This window comes from Deferrisoma sp., assembly GCF_054681715.1.
The window spans coordinates 108,769-130,323 of record NZ_BAAHFQ010000001.1; the positions used below are offsets into that span (position 1 = coordinate 108,769).

Annotated in this window: 22 protein-coding genes; 15 read left to right on the forward strand and 7 right to left on the reverse strand. The window is 71.5% G+C overall.

Annotated elements, in window-relative coordinates; genetic code table 11:
- Nucleotides 1–314 precede the first annotated feature (314 nt).
- Both ACY0I8_RS00500 and ACY0I8_RS00505 read right to left on the reverse strand, forming a co-directional pair.
- Complete coding sequence (locus tag ACY0I8_RS00500) at nucleotides 315–1,646, reverse strand: multiheme c-type cytochrome (RefSeq protein WP_461393136.1); 1,332 nt, start codon at nucleotides 1,644–1,646, stop codon at nucleotides 315–317.
- Nucleotides 1,647–1,921: 275 nt separating this feature from the next.
- Nucleotides 1,922–2,521, reverse strand: a complete 600-nt coding sequence (locus tag ACY0I8_RS00505) for a PAS domain-containing protein (RefSeq protein ID WP_461393137.1) — start codon at nucleotides 2,519–2,521, stop codon at nucleotides 1,922–1,924.
- A 199-nt stretch (nucleotides 2,522–2,720) separates the two neighbouring features.
- Between ACY0I8_RS00505 and ACY0I8_RS00510 the strand changes: the two genes are divergently transcribed.
- The 12 genes from ACY0I8_RS00510 to ACY0I8_RS00565 all read left to right on the forward strand — a co-directional run bounded on the left by ACY0I8_RS00510 (nucleotide 2,721) and on the right by ACY0I8_RS00565 (nucleotide 12,537).
- Entirely contained in the window at nucleotides 2,721–3,440 is a 720-nt protein-coding gene (locus ACY0I8_RS00510) for a flagellar hook-basal body protein (RefSeq protein WP_461393138.1), read from the forward strand.
- 32 nt (nucleotides 3,441–3,472) lie between these two features.
- Nucleotides 3,473–4,264, forward strand: a complete 792-nt coding sequence (gene flgG, locus ACY0I8_RS00515; RefSeq protein ID WP_459942943.1) for a flagellar basal-body rod protein FlgG — start codon at nucleotides 3,473–3,475, stop codon at nucleotides 4,262–4,264.
- Between the two features lie 5 nt (nucleotides 4,265–4,269).
- The gene (flgA, locus tag ACY0I8_RS00520; protein ID WP_461393139.1) at nucleotides 4,270–5,181 is read left to right on the forward strand and encodes a flagellar basal body P-ring formation chaperone FlgA; all 912 of its coding nucleotides are present in this window, start codon (nucleotides 4,270–4,272) and stop codon (nucleotides 5,179–5,181) included.
- Nucleotides 5,178–5,882, forward strand: coding sequence for a flagellar basal body L-ring protein FlgH (locus ACY0I8_RS00525; protein WP_459942941.1), 705 nt, complete (start codon nucleotides 5,178–5,180; stop codon nucleotides 5,880–5,882). Before flgA ends, ACY0I8_RS00525 begins: the two co-directional genes overlap by 4 nt.
- A 13-nt stretch (nucleotides 5,883–5,895) precedes the next feature.
- The gene (locus ACY0I8_RS00530; protein ID WP_461393140.1) at nucleotides 5,896–6,987 is read left to right on the forward strand and encodes a flagellar basal body P-ring protein FlgI; all 1,092 of its coding nucleotides are present in this window, start codon (nucleotides 5,896–5,898) and stop codon (nucleotides 6,985–6,987) included.
- Nucleotides 6,987–7,421, forward strand: a complete 435-nt coding sequence (locus tag ACY0I8_RS00535; protein WP_461393141.1) for a hypothetical protein — start codon at nucleotides 6,987–6,989, stop codon at nucleotides 7,419–7,421. Before ACY0I8_RS00530 ends, ACY0I8_RS00535 begins: the two co-directional genes overlap by 1 nt.
- 23 nt (nucleotides 7,422–7,444) lie before the next feature.
- Nucleotides 7,445–7,753 (forward strand): flagellar biosynthesis anti-sigma factor FlgM, encoded by a 309-nt coding sequence (locus ACY0I8_RS00540; protein WP_461393142.1) that lies wholly within the window; start codon nucleotides 7,445–7,447, stop codon nucleotides 7,751–7,753.
- Nucleotides 7,750–8,178 carry a hypothetical protein gene (locus ACY0I8_RS00545; RefSeq protein ID WP_461393143.1) on the forward strand — a complete coding sequence of 143 codons (429 nt, stop codon included), beginning with the start codon at nucleotides 7,750–7,752 and terminating at the stop codon, nucleotides 8,176–8,178. Before ACY0I8_RS00540 ends, ACY0I8_RS00545 begins: the two co-directional genes overlap by 4 nt.
- A 26-nt stretch (nucleotides 8,179–8,204) precedes the next feature.
- Entirely contained in the window at nucleotides 8,205–10,175 is a 1,971-nt protein-coding gene (gene flgK, locus ACY0I8_RS00550) for a flagellar hook-associated protein FlgK (RefSeq protein WP_461393144.1), read from the forward strand.
- A 12-nt stretch (nucleotides 10,176–10,187) separates the two neighbouring features.
- Nucleotides 10,188–11,375 (forward strand): flagellar hook-associated protein FlgL, encoded by a 1,188-nt coding sequence (gene flgL / locus ACY0I8_RS00555; protein WP_461393145.1) that lies wholly within the window; start codon nucleotides 10,188–10,190, stop codon nucleotides 11,373–11,375.
- A gap of 30 nt (nucleotides 11,376–11,405) precedes the next feature.
- Nucleotides 11,406–11,858: a flagellar assembly protein FliW gene (gene fliW, locus ACY0I8_RS00560; RefSeq protein ID WP_461393146.1), complete on the forward strand. Its 453-nt coding sequence runs from the start codon at nucleotides 11,406–11,408 to the stop codon at nucleotides 11,856–11,858.
- Nucleotides 11,859–12,078: 220 nt separating this feature from the next.
- On the forward strand, nucleotides 12,079–12,537 hold the full coding sequence (locus tag ACY0I8_RS00565) for an NYN domain-containing protein (protein WP_459942933.1): 459 nt from the start codon (nucleotides 12,079–12,081) through the stop codon (nucleotides 12,535–12,537).
- Between the two features lie 428 nt (nucleotides 12,538–12,965).
- On the opposite strand, the gene ACY0I8_RS00570 is transcribed toward ACY0I8_RS00565, so the two are convergent.
- Nucleotides 12,966–13,394 carry a YkgJ family cysteine cluster protein gene (locus ACY0I8_RS00570; RefSeq protein ID WP_461393147.1) on the reverse strand — a complete coding sequence of 143 codons (429 nt, stop codon included), beginning with the start codon at nucleotides 13,392–13,394 and terminating at the stop codon, nucleotides 12,966–12,968.
- A gap of 268 nt (nucleotides 13,395–13,662) precedes the next feature.
- Between ACY0I8_RS00570 and rlmM the strand changes: the two genes are divergently transcribed.
- The gene (rlmM, locus tag ACY0I8_RS00575) at nucleotides 13,663–14,778 is read left to right on the forward strand and encodes a 23S rRNA (cytidine(2498)-2'-O)-methyltransferase RlmM (protein WP_461393148.1); all 1,116 of its coding nucleotides are present in this window, start codon (nucleotides 13,663–13,665) and stop codon (nucleotides 14,776–14,778) included.
- Here the strand turns inward: rlmM and ACY0I8_RS00580 are convergent.
- Both ACY0I8_RS00580 and ACY0I8_RS00585 read right to left on the reverse strand, forming a co-directional pair.
- Nucleotides 14,775–15,632 carry a hypothetical protein gene (locus tag ACY0I8_RS00580; protein ID WP_461393149.1) on the reverse strand — a complete coding sequence of 286 codons (858 nt, stop codon included), beginning with the start codon at nucleotides 15,630–15,632 and terminating at the stop codon, nucleotides 14,775–14,777. The genes rlmM and ACY0I8_RS00580 overlap by 4 nt on opposite strands.
- Nucleotides 15,629–16,102: a hypothetical protein gene (locus ACY0I8_RS00585; protein WP_461393150.1), complete on the reverse strand. Its 474-nt coding sequence runs from the start codon at nucleotides 16,100–16,102 to the stop codon at nucleotides 15,629–15,631. Before ACY0I8_RS00585 ends, ACY0I8_RS00580 begins: the two co-directional genes overlap by 4 nt.
- Before the next feature lie 144 nt (nucleotides 16,103–16,246).
- Here ACY0I8_RS00585 and ACY0I8_RS00590 point away from each other — a divergent pair, with 144 nt between their 5' ends.
- Nucleotides 16,247–16,792, forward strand: coding sequence for an O-acetyl-ADP-ribose deacetylase (locus ACY0I8_RS00590; protein WP_461393151.1), 546 nt, complete (start codon nucleotides 16,247–16,249; stop codon nucleotides 16,790–16,792).
- Between the two features lie 13 nt (nucleotides 16,793–16,805).
- Here the strand turns inward: ACY0I8_RS00590 and nadC are convergent, their stop codons facing one another.
- Nucleotides 16,806–17,660, reverse strand: a complete 855-nt coding sequence (gene nadC / locus ACY0I8_RS00595) for a carboxylating nicotinate-nucleotide diphosphorylase (protein WP_461393152.1) — start codon at nucleotides 17,658–17,660, stop codon at nucleotides 16,806–16,808.
- A complete protein-coding gene (locus tag ACY0I8_RS00600; protein ID WP_461393153.1) occupies nucleotides 17,657–20,335 on the reverse strand; it encodes a valine--tRNA ligase in 2,679 nt (892 codons plus the stop codon). The genes nadC and ACY0I8_RS00600 overlap by 4 nt, the downstream gene beginning before the upstream one ends.
- Nucleotides 20,336–20,559: 224 nt before the next feature.
- Between ACY0I8_RS00600 and ACY0I8_RS00605 the strand changes: the two genes are divergently transcribed.
- The gene (locus tag ACY0I8_RS00605; protein ID WP_461393154.1) at nucleotides 20,560–21,201 is read left to right on the forward strand and encodes a CBS and ACT domain-containing protein; all 642 of its coding nucleotides are present in this window, start codon (nucleotides 20,560–20,562) and stop codon (nucleotides 21,199–21,201) included.
- Nucleotides 21,202–21,555: the final 354 nt, after the last annotated feature.

A 21,555-nucleotide genomic window follows, 5' to 3' on the forward strand; every position in this document is an offset into this window, starting at 1 on the left:
CGATCCTGCGCCTCACGCCGGCTCCGGTGGGCGTGACGCCTCCCGCCTCTTGGTGTTGAAAACTCCATAGGCCGCGGGGCGCGGCCTGCTCGAACGATTACTTCTCGTCTTCGCCCGCTCACTTGGCCGCCGCCTAGACCGGGGGACCACAGACCGACGACCGAAGGTAGCGGGACGTGCCCAGTGTACCGGAGCGTCCCGACCCGGCAAACCCGAGGTCGGGAAGCCGGGCGGGTCGACCGCGCTGAGACGAAGAAACGGCGGACCCCGGGGGCCCGCCGTTTCCGCTTCTGGATCACCGTTGTTGAGGGAGCCTATTCCACCTTCTGGTGGTAGCGTTCCTCGTAGTACTTTTTGATCTCCTCCACCCGCTTGGGATCGAACCCCTTCACGAACCACTCGTGTCGGAGGTCGGAGGTAATGTACTCGGCCAGGATCTTCTCGTAGAGTTCCGGCTTGCCGGCCCGCTCGCAGGCCTCCTTCGCCTCGGGCAGGAGCTCGGTGTAGAAGTGCTTGGCCACGTCGTAGATGCCGTGCCACCAGGCGTAGTCCGGCCCTGACATGGCCGCGCCGTGGCGCGCCCGCCGGCCCTCGTGGTGCCACAGCTCCCACCAGATCCAGTCGATTTTGTCGTCAAAGTCCTGGGCCGTCAGCACCCCCTCCTCGATGAGCCGGGCGCGGATGGCCTGGGCGGTTTTGGCAAACTTCTCGTTGTAGAGCTCCACGAAGGCGTCGAGCTGGCCGTAGAACCCTTCCACGAAATCTCCCCCGTGGCAGGCCGAACACACGTCCTTCATGGCCGCGAGCTTTTTCTCCCAGTCCTTGGTTCGGCTCGAGATGGGGGCGCGCAGATTCCAGCTCAACCGCGCCCCGACGTCGTGGGTCACGCTCTGGTTGGGGGTGGCGCTCATGTGGCAGGTGGCGCAGGTGGGCGCGTCGTAATAGTCCTGTCCGGCCACCCATTTGGGCCGGGTCAGGTTAAGCTGATCGGCGAAAGCGGCGTAAAGGATGCCGTGTTTCGACTCCTCGTAGACCTCCTTTTGGGGGTGGTCCGGCCCCAGATGGCATTTGCCGCACACTTCGGGCCGCCGGGCCTGGGCCTTGCTGAACCGGTGCCGGGTGTGACACGCGCTACAGGTACCCTTGGAGCCGTCGGGGTTGACCCGGCCGATGCCGGTGTTGGGCCAGGTGGCTGGGTCGAGTTTACCTCCGTCCTTTACCCGCACGACCGAGCCGTGGCATTGCCGGCAGCCCACGGCTACGGCCGGTTCCCCGCCCACGGTCTGGCCGAGGAGTCCGTCTTTCGAGTTCAGGATGTTCCCGGCCTCGGCGTGGTGGCTGGCCTCTTGCTCGGCGGCTTCCCTTTCGTGGCATCGCCCGCAGTCCCGAGGGCTCACGATGATCGACACCGTCCAGCCATTGTGCTCCATCGCGTCCGGGTCGTTCGGATCTGCCTTGTGGCACTCGTAGCAGCCAACCCCGGCGTTCCAATGGGCACTGGAGGCCCATTGGGTCACAAGACCCGGCATCTGGTCGGTGTGGCACTCCAAGCACTCACGGGTCTCCGACGACAGGTCTGCCGCCCACGCGGGGAGCGCAAGCGCTAAGAGGGCGAACCAGAGAACGACGGCGGATCGTGGCTTCATTGCGCACCTCCTGGGATGAGAGAGAAAGTGAGGGCTTTCACACGGGCACGCTACCCGGAGGTCACATCCCCGTTCCATGACTTAGGTCAAGGAATCTGATTACCACGATCCGCCGCGGGGGCAAGGTGGGGTCACGAAAATTCTGTCAGGAGGCAGGCGCCTACCCGATGCCGGAAGGGCGGGCCGGGCCGGCAAGGTGGAGAGAACCAATCAACGTCTGCGCGGGCGTCCCCTTACGGATCTGGGACGGGGTGGTAGGGGCAGTTGTTCCGGGATCATTCCTCGTCCACGAGGTCGGGGTAAAGCCTGCGCAAACACTCCGGGCACAGGCCGTGGCTGAAAAAGGCGTGGGAGTGCTCCTGGATGAACGCCTCGATCGCCTCCCAGGACTCGTCGTCCCGGCGGATCTTTTTGCAGGCCGCGCAGATGGGCACGAGGCCCCGGAGCCGATGCAGGACGGTCACGTCCTGGAGGAGGAGCACCACCAACCGGCTGCCCTCGTGCTCCAGAGGGGCGGCGGTGAGAAGCACGATGCGCTCCTCCTCGGCCCCCTGGGCCGTGCGCACCCGAACCCGGAACTCCTCCTGCTCCACGGTCTCCCCCTCGAGGGCCCGCCGACCGGTGCGGCGCAGGAGGCACTGCCCACAGTCCACCGAGTGGCCGCACCCGGCGTCGCTGGCGAGGGCGTTCACGCAGTGGAACGCGTCGCCGGGGCGCTGGCCCACGACCTCGACCGGGGGACCGCCGAACACCCGTTCGGCCCGGCCGTTGATGGCACGGATGGTGAAGTCGGGGTCGAGCACGACGAGCGCCACGGGAAGCGCCGTGAGCACCCGGGGGGCGAGCTGTTCGAGGGACACGGTATTGTCGGACATGGGGGTTCTCCGAAAAGGGTGCAAGCTTCCGATCGACCCGCGCCGGTCGTCCCTTGAGGCGGGGGAGGGCCCGATTTCCCCCCCGGGGGGCACGGTTGACTCCCCCGGGGCGGGACGGCTCCGCGCAACGCCGCGGAACGTCGATGGAATTCCGCGTGGCACCCCCCTTGCATTTCGGGCCGGGCGAGGAGGAACCGAGATGATCCGAGCCCTCTACACGGCCACCAGCGGGATGCTCGTCGAAAGCCGCCGGCTCGATCTGGCGGCCCGCAATCTCTACTACGCCCAGGTGCCGGGGTACAAGGCGGCCGGGGAGCTCCGGGCGGCCCAGCGGCCCACGGAGGGGCCGCTCCCCCTGGACGTGCAGACCGACTACCAGGGGGAGTTCGTGAACCCCGCGCCGGGACCGGTGCGGCCCACGGGGCGCAGCTGGGACCTGGCGCTTTCCGGGGACGGGTTTTTCGTTCTCCAGGGGCCGAACGGACCCCTGTACACCCGGGACGGCCGGTTCTTCCGCGCCCCGGACGGCACGGTGCGAAACGGGCCCGGCTACGCGCTCTTGGGCCAGGCGGGGCCGATCGTGGTGCCTGCGGACACCGAGGTCCGGGTGGACGAAGGGGGGTGGGTCTGGGCCGGCGGAAAGCAGGTGGACCGGCTGCGGATCGAAAACTTCCCCGGGTACCGGGGGCTCCTTCGCCTTGGGGGAAACGTTTTTGCGGCGGCGGGCGCCCTGCAGCCCGCGCCGGCGAACCCCCAGGTGCTCCAGGGGGCCCTGGAGGACGCCAACGTCCAGCAGGTGGAGCAGATGACCCGCATGATCGAGGCTGTGCGGGGATTCGAGGCCTACCAGAAGGTGGTGCAGACCGTGATGGAGGACGTCACCGGCGAGGCCGTGCGCCGCATCGGCCGGGTGGCGTGAGCCGATAGGGAACCCGACAGGGAGGTGAACCCATGATCCGAGCCCTTTGGACCGCCGCGGCGGGCATGAACTGCCAGCAGATCAACGTGGACGTGATCGCGAACAACCTCGCGAACGTGAACACCACCGGGTTCAAGCGAAGCCGGGTAGACTTCCAGGACCTCCTCTACCAGACCCTCCTCACCCCGGGCACGGTGTCGAGCGCCGGCTCCGAGTACCCGGTGGGCATGGAGGTGGGCCTCGGGGCCCGGGTGGTGACCACCGAGAAGCTCTTCAGCCAGGGCGACTTCCGGGAGACCGGGAACCCCTTGGATCTGCTGATCGAGGGGGACGGGTTCTTCCAGGTGACCCTGCCCAACGGGGGCACCGGGTATACCCGCTCCGGCTCGTTCAAGCTCGACTCCCAGGGCCGGCTCGTCACCAGCGAGGGCTGGGTGGTGTTCCCCGAGGTCACGATCCCGCCGAACGCGGTGGAGATCACGGTGGGAAGCGACGGGTCGGTGTCGATCCTGAACGGGGACACCGGCCAGGTGGAAGACCTCGGGGTCACGATCGAGTTGGCCCGGTTCTCCAATCCGGGGGGCCTCAAGTCCATCGGCCACTCGGTGTACGTGGCCACCCCGGCCTCGGGCGACGCCATCACGGGCACCCCGGGGACCCTGGGCCTTGGGAGCCTCAACCAGGGGTTCCTGGAGATGAGCAACGTGAGCGTGGTGGAGGAGATGGTGAACCTGATCGCCGGCCAGCGGGCCTACGAGGTGAGCTCCAAGGCGATCCAGGCCGCCGACGAGATGCTCCAGATGTCCAACAACGTGAAGAGGTAAACCCGATGCGCGCCCTCGCCCTCGCGGTTCTCCTGCTCGTCGCCCTTCCCGTCACGGCGGCCGTGCGGCTCCCGGCCCGGGTCCAGGTGGACGCCGACGAGCTCACCCTGGCCGATCTCGCGCCCGGCGCCCCGGCCGAGTGGGCCGCGGTGCGGCTCGGGCCGGCCCCCCGGCCCGGGCAGCGCCGCACCCTCGAGGCCGCCTGGGTGCGCCAGCGAGCCGCCACCGTGGGGGCCGAGCTGGAGCTTCCAGAGACGATCGTGGTGGAGCGGCCGGGCCGGCGGGTGGAGCGGGCCGAGCTGGTGGAGGCCGTGCTCGGGGCGGTCCGGGCCCGGGTGGGGCAGGACGAGGACGTGCGGATCCTTTCGGTGGGCCTGCCGGGTCCGGTGCCCCGGGGGCGGCTGGAGCTCCGGCCCCGGCTTCCCCACGGCGCCTTGCCGTCGCCCGCCACCGTGCCCGTGGAGGTCTGGGTGGAGGGCCGGCGGGAGGACACGGCCTGGGTGCGGGTGGAGGTGTTCCGGGGCCGGCCGGCCGTGGTGCTCCGGCGCGACGTGGCCCGGGGCGAGGTGCTCACGGCCGACGACCTGGAGGTCCGGGTCGCGCCCGCAGGGGCCGGAGGCCTCACGGGCTTGGAGGAGGCGCTGGGCAAGCGGCTGCGCCGGAGCCTCCGGGCCGGCGCCGTCGTCTCGCCCCGGGACCTCGAGGTGGTCCCGGTGGTGGGCCGGGGCGACCTGGTGCGGGTGGTGGCCCGGGTGGGCGGGGTGACGGCGAGCACCCTCGGGAAGGCCCTGGGGAGCGCCGGAGTCGGCGAGACCGTGCAGGTGGAGAATCTGTCGAGCGGCCGCACCGTCGCGGGCGTGGTGCGGGACGGCGGGCTGGTGGAGGTCGTGGCGGGCCTCCGGGAGGCGGTGCGATGAGACGGCGAACCGGGTTTCTGGCCGTGGCCCTCTTGGCCCTCGGGGCGTGCTCGCGACCCCACCTGCAGGAGCCGCCGTGGCCCGCGCCCACCCCGCTCAACCGACCGGCGCCGGCGGCCCGGGGCCCCCAGCAGCCCACGAGCCTCTGGAGCGAGGACGCGGCCCTCACCCGGCTCTACCGGGACCACCGGGCGTTCGCCGTGGGCGACCTGGTGACCGTGATCGTGGTGGAGACGGCCGAGGCGAGCCGCGAGGCCTCCACCGACGTGAGCCGGCAGACCGATGTCTCCGCCGGGGTGTCGAGCTTCCTCGGCATGCCCCAGCACTACGGCCTTCCGGATCTCTACAAGTCCGGCGGGTTCCGGCCCTCGGTGGGCGCGTCCACCGAGAACAGCTTCCAGGGCAGCGGGGCCACCAAGCAGAAGGATGTGCTGCGGATGCGGGTCACCGCCCGGGTGGTGGACGTGCTCGAGGACGGGAACCTGGTGATCGAGGGCCGGCGGCAGGTGGAGGTCAACCGGGACACCCAGTACCTGTTCGTGCGGGGCATCGTGCGGCCCAAGGACATCTCGGCCGACAACACGGTGAGCTCCATCGCGCTCGCCGACGCCCAGATCCTCTACGGCGGCGACGGGCTCATCGCGAGCCAGCAAAAGCCCGGCTGGATGTACCGGGTGCTCGACGCCGTGTGGCCGTTCTGAGGGGAGACGAACGATGAACCGGATTCTCGCGGGATTCCTGGCGCTCCTCGTGGCGCTCCCGGCGGCCGCGGCCGTGCGGGTCAAGGACATCGCCCGGGTGGACGGGGTGCGCAAAAACCAGCTGATCGGCTACGGGCTGGTGGTGGGCCTGAACGGCACGGGCGACAAGTCCGGGGTGGCCTTCACCACCCAGTCCACGGCGAACCTTCTGGAGCGGCTCGGCGTGGCCGTGACCCCCGACGACATCAAGCTCAAAAACGTGGCCGCCGTGATCGTGACCGCGGAGCTTCCGCCCTTCGCCCGGGCCGGCCAGCGGATCGACGTGACCGTCTCCTCGGTGGGGGACGCCTCGAGCCTCCAGGGCGGCACGCTTCTGCTCACGCCCCTTCGGGCCCCCAACGGCGACGTGTACGCCGTAGCCCAGGGGCCCCTGTCCATCGGCGGGTTCGGGGCCGGCGCGGCCGGGGGCGGGGTGCAGCAGAACCACCCCACCGTGGGCCGGATCCCGGGCGGGGCCCTGCTGGAGCGGGACGCGCCCCTGCCGGACCTCGGGCGGGGCTACGTGGACCTCGTGCTCCGGGAGCCCGATTTCACCACGGCCGCCCGGTTGGCCGGGGCCGTGGGCACGGTCTTCGGGCCGGGCACGGCCCAGGCCCTGGACGCGGGCCGGGTGCGGGTGGTGGTGCCCGAGGGGGAGGCGGCCGACCCGGTGGGGTTCCTGGCGCGGCTCGAGGCCGTGACCGTGGAGCCCGACGCCGTGGCCCGGGTGGTGGTGGACGAGCGCACCGGCACCGTGGTGCTCGGCCAGGACGTGCGGGTGCGGCCGGTGGCCCTGAGCCACGGGAACCTGACGGTCCAGATCACCCCGTACCTCGAGGTCAGCCAGCCCGAGGCCCTCTCCCCCGGCCAGACCGTGGCCCGAGAGCGGGCCCAGGTCACGGTGACCGAGGAGGAGGCCAAGGTGCTGCTCCTGGAACCCGGCGAGACCCTGGCGAGCCTCGTGCAGGCCCTGAACGCCCTGGGCGTGAGCCCCCGGGACCTGGTGGCGATCTTCCAGGCCCTCAAGGTCGCCGGGGCGCTCCAGGCCGAGCTGGAGATCCTGTGATGGCGGACGCGATGGTGAGCCTGGGCGCGGCGGTGGCGGGGGTGCGCAACGCGCCCCTGCCCAAGGATCTCGAGGGCGCGTGCCGGGCCCTGGAAAAGGAGTTCGCGCTCCTGGTGTTCCGCACCATGCGCAAGGCCATGGTGCCCCCCGGCCGCGGGCCCGACGGGTTCGCGAAGGAGACGGCCTACGGGCTCCTCGACGACCAGTGGGCCGAGCTCGTGAGCCAGGGGGAGGGCCTGGGGCTGTGGCGGTCGATGATGGAACAGCTGGAACGGGTAAAGGAAACCGGCGCCGGGGCCGAAGAGAAGGGCAGGGAGGCCGAGGACCGCACGGAGGCGGACCCCGGCCGCGTCGCCGGCCCGAGGCCCGGCCCAGCCGGGGGGTACGCGCCGCCGGCGCGGCGCCCCGCGGCGAGGCTGGACGAGGCCGCCTGAGCCCGTTTTGCGAGAGGAACGCAATGAAAATCCGCGATCGGTACACACGGGGGATCGGCAGCGCCGGGCAGCCCCTTCCCGTCCGGCGAAGGGAGCCCGACGCGGCCGCGGCCGTGAGCGCGGACCCGGCCGACCGGGTCCAGATCTCCGGCCGGGGTCTGGAGATCCGGCGGGCCCGGAGCCTGGCGCTCGCGGCCCCCGACATCCGCCAGGAGCTCGTCGACGAGATCCTGGGCCAGATCGAGCGGGGCGAGTACCAGGTGGCCGGCGCCGACGTGCTGCCCCGGATGATCCGGGAGCACTGGTTCCTGGCCACGGGGAGCCTGCCGTGAGCGCGTGGGCCGAGCGGACGCGGGCCGATCTCCGGGCCGCCCTCGAGCGGGAGGCCCGGGCCGCCCGGGCCCTGGCCGCGGCGCTCGAGGCCGCGCGATCGGCCGTGGCGGACCCCCGCCGCCTGGACGAAGCCTTGGCGGGCGCCCGGGACGCGGTGCAGGCGTTGCACCGGGCGTCGGCCCTGCGGGAGGCCGCGGCCGGGCGGTGGGCCCGGGCCGGAGGGGCGGCAGACGATCCCGCGCTTCGGCGCGGTTGGGAGGACCGGACCGAGGCCCTGGAGGCGGCCCGGGCGAAGGCGGCGGCCCTGGGCATCGCGGCGCGGTTCGGAAAGACGGTGACGGAGCACCTGGTGCGCCAGGCCGCCGGGACCGGGTACGGCCCGGGGACGGCCCCCCGGCACGCCCGGGCCGTGTGCCAGGCCTGAGCCACCCCAGACCATCGGCGGACACCATGGCGAACATCTTCTACGGACTCAACATCGGCCGCTCCTCGATGCTGGCCCACCAGACGGCGCTGGACGTCACGGGCCACAACCTGGCCAACGTGAACACCGAGGGGTACGCACGCCAACGGGTCCAGATGACGCCCGGGATCCCCACGATCACGTCCCAGGGGAGCATCGGCTCGGGGGTGGACGCCGAGAACGTGCAGCGGATCCAGGTGTCGTACCTGGAGCGGCAGATCGCTCGGGTCACGGTGGGCCGGGGCCACGACGAGGTGCTGGCCCGGGGGCTCGACGAGGTGCAGTCGGCCCTGGGGGAGCCCTCCGAGTCCGGCCTCAACGGCGCCCTCACCGAGCTGTGGAACAGCTTCGACGCCCTGGCCGCCCGGCCCCAGGACCTGGCCCTCCGGGCCCAGGTGCTCGACCGGGCCCGGAACCTGGCCACCGTGTACAACCAGAAGGTCGGGGCGCTCACCGAGCTCGAGGACCGGTTCGACGAGGCGGCCTCCGAGGCCCTGGCCGACCTGAATACGGCCCTCCAGGAGCTCCGCGATCTCAACGCCGCCGTGGCCAAGGCCGAGGCGGGCGGGTTCACCGCGAACGACCTTCGGGACCAGCGCGATCTCCTGGTGCGGGAGATCAGCCGGAAGATCGGGGTCGAGGTGGAATCGGACGGGTCGTACCTGAACGTGCGGGTCGCGGGGGGCGGGCCGTACCTGGTGCACCGCACGGGCGTGTTCGAGCTGGAGGCCGACCGGGACGCCGACGGCCGGATCGCCTCGTTCCACGTGGGGTCGGCCCCGGTGGTGCCCGAGGGCGGGGAGATCGGGGGGTACCTGGAACTGCGGGACGAGGTGGTCCCCGGGCTCCGGGAGGACCTCTCCACCTGGATGGCCACGGTGGTGGACCGGGTCAACGGGCTGCACCGGGCGGGCACCGACCGAGACGGGAACCCCGGTCGGAACCTCTTCGCCTGGTCGGGCGACACCACCCGGGCCGTGGTGGCGCCATCGGCCGGCATGAGCAAGGCCGAGGCGGGTGCGGGCCTGGAGCCGGGCACCCACGCCCTCGCTGTGACGGTGCCGACCGACCCGGCGACCCTGTTCTCCCCGGCCGACCGGGGCACCGGCGGCGCCGACGCGGGGATCGCGCTTTCGGCTACGGCCGGCACGTACAGCGGCCAGGCCGCCATCGGGCTCGACTACCATGTGCGGGTCACCGACGTGGAGGGCACCACGGTGTCGCTCGCCCTCTACCGGGGGGACGACCGGGTGGGGGAGGTCCTGCAGGTGGACGCCGGCGCAGGCGGGACCGCCTCGTGGAGCGCCGACGGAGTGACCTTCGAGGCCGCGGTGGCCGCCGGCACCTACGCAGCGGGGGAGCGAAGCGACGGGCTTCTGACCACGGGAACCGTGAGCCTGGACGGGGGGCCGGCCCAACCGCTCGACCTCGCCTCGGACGCCTCGGTCAGCCTGACCGGGGGGGTGGACATGGGGTTTCTGCCCGGGGGCACGGCCGAGATCTTCTTTAGCGGCGAACCCTTCGCTGGCGGCACGGTGACCGTGTACGCCCCGGACGCCGTGCTAAAGCTCGACCCGGTGGTGGCCACCGACACCGACCGGATCGCGGCCGGCCGGGGCAGCGCGGCGGGCGACGGCGAGACGGCCCGGCGGATCGCGGACCTGGCGGCCCAGACCGTGTTCGAAGGGGTGGGGGAAACCCCGGCCGGGTACCTGGGCCGGATCGTCCAGGACCTGGGCTCCCGGGCCCGGGACGCCCGGGTGTTCGACGAGGCGGGCCAGGCGGTGCTGACCCAGCTCGAGGCCCAGCGGGAGGCGGTGTCGGGCGTGAACCTGGACGAGGAGATGGTCCAGCTCCTCCAGTACCAGCGGGGATTCGAGGCGGCGGCCCGGTTTGTGAACGTGGTCGACAGCCTGATCGACACCCTGATCAACCGGGTCGGGCTGGCCGGCCGGTAGGAGGGATGACCCATGCGGGTAACCCACAAGAGCCTCCAGCAGTCCTGGGCCCAGGACCTCCAGCGCCGGCTGGGGAACCTGGACCGGCTGAACCGGCAGATCTCGTCGGGCGAGCGGATCACGAAGCCGGCCGACGACCCGGCCGCGGCGAGCCGGCTCGTGCGGCTCCAGGAGGTGGTGGCCCGGAACACCCAGTACCTCAAGAACATCGACGAGGCCCTCACGGTGCACCGGGCCACCGAGTCGGCCCTGGGCCAGGTGTACGATCACCTGGTGCGGGCGAAATCCATCGCGGTCGAGGGCGCCAACACGGCGAGCGCCCCGCTCTCGGGAAGCTACGCCGCGCTGGCCGACGAGATCGCCGGCATCCGGGAGGGGCTCGTGCAGATCGCCCAGGGCCGGCACGAGGACAAATACCTCTTCAACGGCACGGCCGGCGAGGTGGCGCCCTTCGCCGAGGACCTGCGCTACCAGGGGAACAGCGAGCGGCTCCGGGTGAACATGGGCAACGGCCAGACCGTGGCCGTGAACCTGCCGGGGGATCTGGCGTTCCGCGAGACCGAGGCCCGTAGCGCCGGGGAGCTGGACTTCCCCCTGGACCTCACCGCTTCGCCCGTGACGTTCACGGTCTCGGACGGCACGAGCGACGTCGCGGTCACCCTGGACGGCACCTACGGTTCGGCCGAGGAACTCGCGGCCGCGGTGGACCGGGCGTTCCGGGACCACGAGGCGGCCACCGGCGTCACGGTGAACCTGGAGGCCCGGGCCAACGAGGACGGCACCTGGTCCGTCCGGATCGCCGACACCGAGGCGGGGGGCGAGATCACGGTGTCCGGGGCGGAGTCCCTGGGCATCTCGGCCGGCACCCGCAACGTGTTCGGGCTCCTCTCCGACCTGGAGGCCGCCCTGCGCACCGAAGACCCCGCCGCGGTTTCCGGGTTCCTCGGCCGGCTCGACCGGGGACTCCACGACGTGGTGACCCAGCGGGGGCTCGTGGGCGCCCGGAGCCGGAACCTGGAGCTCGCGAAGAACCGGCTCGAGGCCTTCAACGCTTCGGTGGAAGAGCTGGAGGCCGGCGTGGAGGGGGTGGACCTCGCCGAGGCGGTGATGCGGCTCACCAACGAGGAGCAGGCGTACCAGACGGCGCTCGCCGCGGGCGCCCGGCTCTTCAACATCTCGATCCTGGACTTTCTGACCTAAACCGTGCCCCCGCACGAGGAGGATGGCGCCGTGGAAATCCTGACCCATGCCTTCGGCCCCGTGGAGATCGACGAGACCCAGGTGATCACCCTGACCCGGCCCATGCTCGGGTTCCCCGAGCACCTGCGCTTCGTGGTGCTGAATCCGGATCCGGAGCTCCCGTTCCAGTGGTTCCAGTCGGTGGAGAGCCCGGACGTGTGCTTTCTGATCACGGACCCCCGGCCGTTCTTCCCGGACTACCGGGTGGAGGCCAAGGAGAGCGATCTCGCCGACCTGGAGATCACGAGTCCCGACCAGGCCGCCGTGGGGGTCATCGTGAACCTGTCCGAAGGCATCGAGGGGGCCACGGCGAACCTCATGGCCCCGATCGTGTTCAACACCGAAAAGAAGCGGGCCCGCCAGGTGGTCCTCGAGGGCTCGGGCCTCCCGCTGCGCGCGCCCCTGTTCCCGCCGGAGAAGAAGGCCTGCGAGGCGGGGGGGTAGGCACGGGCGCCGGCTGCGGCCCCGCCCGGCCCAACCGCCCGCCTGCCGTTCCCCCGGGATCGGGAGGCGGGCGGTTCTGCGTTTCGGGGTCTGGTCAGGGGAACCCCGTTCCGGGTATAGGAGACAGTTCCGGGGCTCCGGTCCGGATGCCCGGACCTGGGGGGAGGGGGCCCGCAGGGGTCGCGCGGCACGGGGCCAGACGAAGGGGCGCAGCGGTTTCATGGTTCTGGTGGATGGACACAACCTGATCGGCCGGGGCCTGCGGCTGCCCCTGGACCGGGAGGCCGAGGGCCGGCGGCGCGTGGTGGAGCGCCTGGGGGCCTGGGCCTCGGGCCGGCGGGAACCGGTGGTGGTCGTGTTCGACGGCGATCGGGCCGGGGGGGCGAAGGCCCGGCGGGTGGGCGCCCTCTCGGTGGTCTACAGCCCGGCGGGCCGCACGGCCGACGAGGAGATCCTCCGGCGCCTGGGGCGGGGGAACCCCCGGGCCGCCACCGTGGTGACCTCGGACCGGCGCCTGGCCGACCGGGCCCGGGCCCTGGGGGCCCGGGTCGAGCCGGCCGAGGGGTTCTGGGCCCGCGTTTGGCCGGCGCCGGGAAAGGGGGAGGAGGCCGAGAAGCCCGACCCCGGCGAGGCCGAGGTGGAGGAGTGGCTCCGGGTGTTCCGGGAACGGAAGTATTAATAGCTTCAAAAGTATTGCCGGGGGCGGGTGGGGGACTGGTTCCGGCCGGGCGCGAGTGCGGCACCCGATCGCCGCGCCTTTCCATGCCGTTGTCGGCTCGGCAGGACGGGGCGGCGGTGGCGGACGTTCCGGATCTTCCAAGCGATCCGGGCGGGGTGATGGCGCGGCGAGGTAAGGGGCCGCACCCGGCTCTCCACCAGCCCCCCACCCGCGGGTTTCCGTTGCAACGCCGGGGATCTGACAATACTTTCGTTGGATGGTTTTAGTAACGGTTGTAGCCACAGATGGACACAGATTGGCACAGATTTTGGCCCGCTGAGGCTTCCCGTTTCTTTCGGGCCCGTTGACCCTCGGGCAGCTGACCGCCGGTCTGATGACCCCAAAGAGTCCATCTGTGAACATCTGTGTGAATCTGTGGCCCATCCCGGTCAGTGGTTGATAGGGAACAGGCGGTTCGCCACGCAGCGCTTGCCGTGGGCCAGGGTGGGGTAGTCGCGGCAGATCTGGGGCTTGGTGGCGTGGATCCGGCACCGGGCCCGGCCCGGGGCGATCCGCACGAGGTGCGGGCAGCGGGGGAGCCGCTGTCCCGTGTCGGGGTCGAACCAGAGCCGTCCCAAGGGGCTCGCCCGGGCCAGGAGATCGTCCCGCCCCTCCCGGCGCCAGCGCTCGAGATCCTTCGGGCTGGCGGTGAGGGTGGCCCCGAAGAGCTCGCAGCACCGGCCGCAGCTGCGGCACCCGGCCCGCTCCGCGGTCCGGAGGGCTCGGCCGAGGGCCCGAAGGGTGCTCCGGGTCCGCGGGGATGCGTGGGGCAAAGTGCCCTCCACCCATTCGGCCAGGCGGGCGATCGCGGCGGCCATGGCGGTTCCTCCCTCCCCCCGGGGGTGTGTCCGTCACCCTAGCAGGCCCCGGCCCGAACACAACCCCCCGGGGCCGTTTGTCGCGGGTCGAAGGCCGTTTGTCGGGGGGCAAACACCGGTGTCCCTCCCGGCGGCCCGTCCGTTCGGCCGCTTCCGCCCCCTCGGTCCCTCCCTCCGTGCTCTCCGTGCCCTCCGTGGTTTCCCAAACCCGACCGGCCGTCCCGCGGCGTCTTGACCTGCCAGTACGGGCCCCGTAAAGTCCGCCGCCATGCGAACTCCGAAAGAAGCGATCCTCTGGTTTTGCCGGCCCGGGTTCGAGGCCGATCTCGCCGCCGAGGTCACGGCCTGGGCCGGGGTGTCGGCGTGGCCCGCGGCGCGGGACGGGGCGGGCTGGGTGGGGCTCGAGGCCCCCGACGCGGTGGCGGCGGAGTTGGCCGCGGCGATCCGGCCCTTCACCTTCGTGTTCGCCCGGCAGTGGTTCCGGGTGCTCGGCGCGGGGGACGGCGTTCCGGCGGCGGAGGAGGTGCTGGGCGCCCTGGCGGACGCCGCGCGCCAGGCCGGCGGCCGGCCCCGGGTGCGGGACCTCGTGGTGGAGGCCCCCGACTCCGAGGCCGGACGCCGCCTCTGGCCCCGGTGCGAGGCCCTGGACGCGGCCGTTCGGGCGGAGTTGGAGGCCCGGGGATGGCTCTCGCCCCGCCTGCGCCAGGCCCCCCGGGTCCACCTGGCGCTTCTCCCCGAGGGCCGGTGGCTCCTAGGGGTGTCGGACCCCCGGAACTCCTCGTCCTGGCCCGGGGGGATTCCCCGGCTCCACGTGCCGGCCGAGGCGCCGAGCCGCTCGGCCCGGAAGGTGGAGGAGGCCCTCCACGTGCTCCTTACGCCCCACGAGCGGGAGAAGGCCCTGAAGCCGGGCCGGCGGGTGGTGGACCTGGGGGCCGCGCCGGGCGGGTGGTCGTGGCAGTTCGCCCGGCGGGGGCTTCTCGTCACGGCCGTGGACAACGCCCGGCTCCGGCCCGAGGTGCTGGAGACGGGCCTCGTGGACCACGTGCGGGCCGACGGGTTTCGCTACCGGCCCGAACGGGTGGTGGACTGGATGGTGTGCGACATGGTCAAGCCGGCCGAGCGGGTGGCCCGGCTGGTGGGGCTCTGGGCCTCCCGGGGGCGGGCCCGGTGGCTCCTGTTCAACTGGAAGCTCCCGGGCGGCCGGCGGTTCGAGGCCGTGGAGCGGTGCCGGGCCATCGTGGACCGGGAGATGACCGAGGCGAAGAAACCCTACACCCTGCGGCTCCGCCACCTCTACCACGACCGGGACGAGGTCACGGGGTTCCTCGAGGTGGGCGAAACCCGCGGCCGCGCCGCCAAGCGCCCCCGCCGGAGGCGCCGCTAACCCTTCTTCTTCCCCAGGACGTCGTCGGCCACGTCGGGGTAGAGCTCCCGCAGGCAGTCGTCGCACAGGCCGTGGCTGAAGGCCACGTCCTGGCGCTCCTCGAAGTACTGCTCCACGCTCACCCACTCCTTGGGTTTCCCCTCCTCCTCGACCCGGATCTTTTTGCACTTGGCGCAGATGGGCAGAAAGGTTTCGAGCTGCTCCAGGGTGTGCTCGAGGTGATGCACCCGGGCGTGGAGCCGGGCCGCCACGACGAGGGCGAGGAACGTCGCCGCGGCGAGAACGGCCGATCCGGCCCAAAACGTGCGCCAGGCCAGGGCGCTGCCGGGGCGGAAGTCGATGTAGGCCTCGAGCACCGGGGAAGGACTGCGGTCGGGGAAGATCGGGAGATACGCCTCGATGAGCGGGCCGGGCGGTTCCAGGCCGTATCGCGTTCGGTAGGTTCGGGCCGTGATGAGCTCGGCCACGGGTTCGCCCCGGGCGGCCTCCTCCACCTCCTCATGGTCCGCGGGCCGGTGGAGGAGTTCCTTGGCGGTGGCGTAGAGGACCCTGCCGTCGGGGGCGTAGAGCCGCACGTCCACGAGGCCGATGCCGGTGAGGCGGGTCCGGACCAGGTTATCGACGAGTTGGTAGCCTACGGGATCCGACAGCCGGGCCTCGATGCGCTCAAGTCCCACGGACCGGGAAAGCTCCGTGCGGAGATGCCCGGCGAGCGCCCGGGCCGTCTCCTGGGCATGGCGCAGGGTTTCGAGGTGGAGGAACCCTCCGAACACGGCCGCCGCGGCCACGTAGAGGCCTAGGAACACCGGGAGAACGGTGCGGCAAAACGCGGGGTCCCGGAACGCGTGGATCATGGGGTCGGCTCCTCCCGTCGCGGCTCGGATTCTCCCTCTCCATCGGCCGGAAGGGCCCGGACCATGAGGGCCCACTCGGCCTCGGTGAACACCCGCCGGAGCACGGCTTCCTGGGCGAGCAGCATGGGGGGCGCCTCTGGGTCCTGGCCGGGGAAGCACTGGAGCATGTCCCGGTCGAACCGGCACCAGCCCAGCCGGAAGAACTCGATGTTCTTCACCGTGGTCACCACCCGGATCCCCCGCACCCGGGCCAGGTCCAGCGGAAACAGGGCGCAGGCGAACGGTTTCGTCTCGTGGATGCGGCAGCCGCGGCCGTCGAAGTGGCGGCACCGGCGCTCCACCTTGCAGCAGAGATTGGGGCCCAGCCGGGGCCGGCACCGGCCGGGTTCGCAGGACCAGGGGTCGGCGAGCATGGGGTCGAGGTAGAGGTCGGGCCGGACCCGCACGAGCCCGTCCAGAAAGAACTGCACGTCCGGATCCCACGGAATCTCGGTGTAGATCGGCTCTGCGGTCGGCATGGGGACGGGGTGGGTCAGGGGTTGCGCGGGGGCGCTCCGGGCGCTATTTCCGTTGGGCGGTTCCCACCCGATGAGACTCCCGGAAAGGAGGGCGCCATGGAACGAACCTTCGGCTCGACCCGGCTCGTGTTGGTCCAGGGCGACATCACCCGGCAGCAGGTGGACGCGGTCGTGAACGCCGCCAACTCCTCCCTCATGGGCGGGGGCGGCGTGGACGGCGCGATCCACCGGGCCGGGGGCCCCGCGATTCTGGAGGAGTGTAGGCGCATCGTCAAGGAGATCGGCCGGCTCGAGCCCGGGAAGGCCGTGGCCACCACGGCCGGGAACCTGCCGGCCCGGTACGTGATCCACACGGTGGGGCCCATCTGGCGGGGCGGCACCCGGGGGGAGGCCGAGGTGCTCCGGAGCGCCTACCGGGAGAGCCTGCGGCTCGCGGAGAAGCTCGGCTGCCGCACCGTGGCGTTTCCGTCCATCTCCACCGGCGCCTACGGCTACCCCCTGGACGAGGCGGCCGAGGTTGCCCTCGGCACGGTGGCCGACCACCTCCGGGCCGGAAGCCCCCTCGAGGAGGTGCGGTTCGTGCTCTTCGGTCCCGACGCCCTGGCCGCCTACGAGGCGGTGCTTCGGGGGTTGCCCGGCTGACGCCCGGAGAGGGTCAGGCCGCCGAGCCCTCCTCGAACAGGAGCGAGAGGTCCACGGCCCGGGCCGAGTGGGTGAGGGCCCCGGCCGAGATGAGGTCCACGCCGGTCTCGGCCACGGCCCGCAGCCGCTCCCGGGTGATGCCCCCCGAGGCCTCCACCAGGGCCCGGCCGGCCGTCCGCTCCACGGCCCGGCGGAGCGTGGGGAGGTCCATGTTGTCGCACAGCACGGCGTCGGCGCCGGCCCGGAGAGCCTCGTCGAGCTCGGCCAGGGTGGTGACCTCCACCTCGATCTTGAGGGTGTGGGGCACGCTTCGCCGGGCGGCGTCCACGGCCGGGGCGATGCCCCCGGCCGCCCGGATGTGGTTCTCCTTGATCAGGACCCCATCGAAGAGCCCGAAGCGGTGGTTCCCGGCCCCGCCCACCCCCACGGCGTACTTCTCGAGGGCCCGGAGGCCGGGGGTGGTCTTGCGGGTGTCCACCAGCCGGGCCCGGGTGCCGGCGAGCTCCCGGGCCCAGTCGGCCGCCTGGGTGGCGATGCCCGAAAGCCGCTGCAGGAGGTTGAGGGCGGTGCGCTCCCCGGTCAGGAGCGTGCGGGCGTCGCCCTCGGCCTCGGCCACGACCTCCCCCGAACCCACCCGGTCGCCGTCCCGGAACCGCGGGGTCCAGACCACCTCCCCGCCCAAGAGTTCGAAGGTCCGTAAAAATCCAGGAAACCCGGCCAGGACCAGGGGCTCCTTGGCCACGAGCCGGGCCCGGGCCCGGGTGCCCTCGGGCACCGTGGCGAGGGTGGTGACGTCCCCCGGTCCCACATCCTCGGCGAGCGCCGCCCGGAGCACCCGGTCGGCCTCGGCCCGGGGAAACGCCGTCATGCCGCGCTCCGGATCCGGTCGAGGTTCGCCCGGAGCTTCTCGAGCTTTTCGGCGAGCTCGGCTTCCTTGGCCCGCTCCTTCTCCACCACCTCGGCCGGGGCCTTGCCGGTGAAATTGGGGTTGGCGAGCTTCTTGCGGACCCGCTCGAGGTCCTGGTCGAGCCGGGAGATCTCCTTTTCCAGCCGCTTTCCCTCGGCGGCCAGGTCCACCACCCCGGCCAGCGGCACGTAGATCTCGAGCCCGGCCGCCACGGCCGCGGCCGACTGGGCCGGCCGGGCCGCGCCCGCCTCCAGCACCTCGAGGCGCTCCAGCCCCGCCAGGGCCCGCACCGTGGCCGCCTCGGCCCGCACCACGCCCAGGGCCTCCTCAGTTCCCCGCACCCAGGCCTCCACCTTGCGCGACGGCGGCACGTTCATCTCGCCCCGGATGTTCCGGACGGCCGAGACCACCTCCTTGACCCGTTCGATCCGGTCCCGGGCCTCGGTGTCCTCGGGCAGGGCCTCGGGCCGGGGGAACGCCGCGATCATGACGCTTTCGGGCCGTTCCCCCCGGTAGGCGGGCCAGGGGAGCTTCTGCCAGAGTTCCTCGGTGACAAAGGGCATGAAGGGGTGGAGCAGCCGGAGCACCGTGTCGAAGGCCTCGACCAGGGTCTGCTGGGTGCCCAGCCGGGCCCGGGCGTCGCCGCTGCCGTACAGGGGGCCCTTGGCCATCTCGATGTACCAGTCGCACAGTTCGTGCCACAGGAACTGGTAGACGCTCCCGGCGGCCTTGTCGAACTCGTAGGCGTCCAGGTTCGCCCGCACCTCGGCCACGGCCTCCCGGAGCCGGGTGAGGATCCACCGGTCCTGGGGCAGCCGCTCGGCAAACGGTACGGCCGGCGCCGAGGGGTCGAAGTCCTCGAGGTTCATCAGGGTGAACCGCACCGCGTTCCAGACCTTGTTGGCGAACCGCTGGTACCCCTCGATCCGGTCCATGGAAAGCCGGATGTCCCGGCCCTGGGCGGCGAACGCCACCAGGGTGAACCGGAACGGGTCGGCCCCGAACCGGTCGATGACCTCCAGGGGATCGATCACGTTCCCCCGGGATTTGGACATCTTCTGGCCCTTCTCGTCGCGCACGAGGGCGTGGATGTACACGTCGCGGAACGGGACGTCGCCCCGGAACCACAGGCCCATCATCATCATCCGGGCCACCCAGAAAAAGAGGATGTCGAACCCGGTGACGAGCACGCTCGTGGGGTAGAACTTCGCGAGTTCCGGGGTCTCCTCGGGCCAGCCCAGGGTCGAAAACGGCCACAGGGCCGAGGAGAACCAGGTGTCGAGGACGTCCTCCTCCTGGGCGAGGTCGGTCGCCCCGCACCGGGGGCAGGCCTCCGGGTCGGTGCGGGCCACGGTGAGTTCGCCGCAGGCCTGGCAGGTGAACGCCGGGATCCGGTGGCCCCACCAGATCTGGCGCGAGATGCACCAGTCGCGGATGTTCTCCATCCAGTGGAAATAGGTCTTCTCCCACTGGGGCGGCACGATCCGGGTGCGGCCCTCCCGCACGGCCGCGATGGCCTTCTCGGCCAGGGGCTTGATCTTCACGAACCACTGGCGCGACACCAGGGGTTCGATCACGGTGCGGCACCGGTAGCAGTGGCCCACGGCGTGGCGGTGCTCGTCGGTCTTCACCAGGAACCCCCGGGCCTCGAGGTCGGCCACGAGCCGCTTGCGGCACTCGTACCGGTCGAGCCCGGCGTAGGCACCCGCCTCGGCGGTCATGGTGCCGTCTTCCCCGATCACCCGCACGAGCCGGAGCCCGTGACGCTCGCCCATGGCGAAGTCGTTGGGGTCGTGGGCCGGGGTGACCTTGACCGCCCCCGTGCCGAATTCCGGGTCCACCGCGGGGTCCGCGATGACCGGGATCTCCCGGCCCACCAGGGGCAGCACCAGCGTCTTCCCCACGAGCGCTTTGTATCGCTCGTCCTCGGGGTGCACGGCCACGGCCGTGTCGCCGAGCATGGTCTCGGGCCGGGTGGTGGCCACGACCACGCCCTCGCCCCCGTCCTTGGCCGGGTAGCGGATGTGCCACAGCCGGCCGGCCGCCTCCTCGTGCTCCACCTCCAGGTCCGAAAGGGCGGTGTGGCACCGGGGGCACCAGTTGATGATGTAGTCCCCCTGGTAGATGAGCCCCTCCTCGTAGAGCCGGCAGAACACCTCGCGCACGGCCCGGGAGAGGCCCTCGTCCATGGTGAACCGCTCCCGGTCCCAGTCGCACGAGGCCCCCAGGCGCTTGAGTTGCCGGAGGATCGTGCCCCCCGACTCCTCGCGCCATTTCCACACCCGCTCGATGAACGCCTCCCGGCCCAGGTCCTGTCGGGTCTTGCCCTCCTCGGCGAGCATCCGCTCCACCACGTTCTGGGTGGCGATGCCGGCGTGGTCGGTGCCGGGGACCCAGCAGGCCTCGTAGCCGTCCATGCGCTTGTAACGGACCAGGACGTCCTGGAGGGTGTTGTTGAGGGCGTGGCCCATGTGGAGGCTGCCCGTCACGTTGGGCGGCGGGATCACGATGGAGAAGGGCGGCTTGGGGGACGCCGGGTCGGCGTGGAAGAATTTCTTTTCCTCCCACCACCGGTACCACTTCTCCTCGAAGGCGTGGGGGTCATAGGTCCCAAGGTCGGTTCGGTCGGTCGGCATGGCTGGTTCCACCTCGAAACAATCGGAAACGGCAAGGGATTCCAAGGGAAATCGAAGGCCCCCAAGTGTACGGGTCCGGGTCGGGCCGAGGCAAGGGCCGGTTTGGGGTTCGTTCGGGATTGGAAAAGCCGACTAGGCCGCTCATGTGTTGCGCCGGGCCTGCCGATTCGTAGATTGTTTGATGTCAAGAAACCCTTCCCCCCTCAACCGGAAAGGAGCACGGCATGCTGGTGCGCAAATGGATGACCCCCGACCCGATCACGGTGGAGACCGAAAGCCCCGTCTCCGAGGCCATCCACCTCATGAAGGAGCACAACATCCGGCACCTGCCGGTCATGGACGGCGGCCGGCTCGTGGGCATCGTGAGCGACCGGGACCTCAAGGAGTACATGCCGAGCAAGGCCACCACCCTCGACGTGTACGAGCTCCACTATGCGCTGAGCCGCGCCAAGGTGGGGGACGCCATGCGAAAGGATCCCCTGCGGGTGGGGCCCGACGACACCATCGAGAAGGCGGCGCTGCTCCTCCACGACAACAAGATCGGGTGCCTGCCGGTGGTCGAGGGCGACCGGCTGGTGGGCATTTTGGCCCACGAGGACGTGTTCGAGGCCCTCATCCAGGTGACCGGCGCCCGCACCGACACGGTGCGGTTCCAGCTCACCATACCGGACGAGCCGGGCTCGATCCGGCAGGTGGCCGACCGGGTGCGGGCCCACGGCCTCAAGATCCGCTCGATCCTCACCACCTATCAAGACGTCCCCGAGGGGAAGCGGGAGCTCATTCTCCGGGTGGAGGGCGACACACTGGCCCTGGAGGCCGAGCTCAAGGCCGAGTACCCCGACCTTCTGGTGCATCGCGGGGTTTGAGGGGCGGGGGACAGGGGGCAGAAGACAGAAGACAGAGGAGAGAGCTCCTCTACGACTCCGGAACCGGCGGCCGATCCGGTGTAGGGTAGGGCTGGAACGCGGAGCCCGCGGGACGTTGGCCGCCTAGCCGCCCGACCGCCAAGCCGGAACACCCCTTTACATCGCCGAAACGTCGGGTATGTTGACGTGTCTCGTCGCCTCAACCGTTTTCTTGGGAAGGAGGGCACCATGGAAGACCGGATCGTACGCGTGAACATGCGCACCCTGGAGGTGAAGGAGGAGCCGGTGCCGGAGAAGTGGAAGCTCTTCGGCGGCCGGGCCATGACCTCGGCCGTCGTGGCCGAGGAGGTGCCG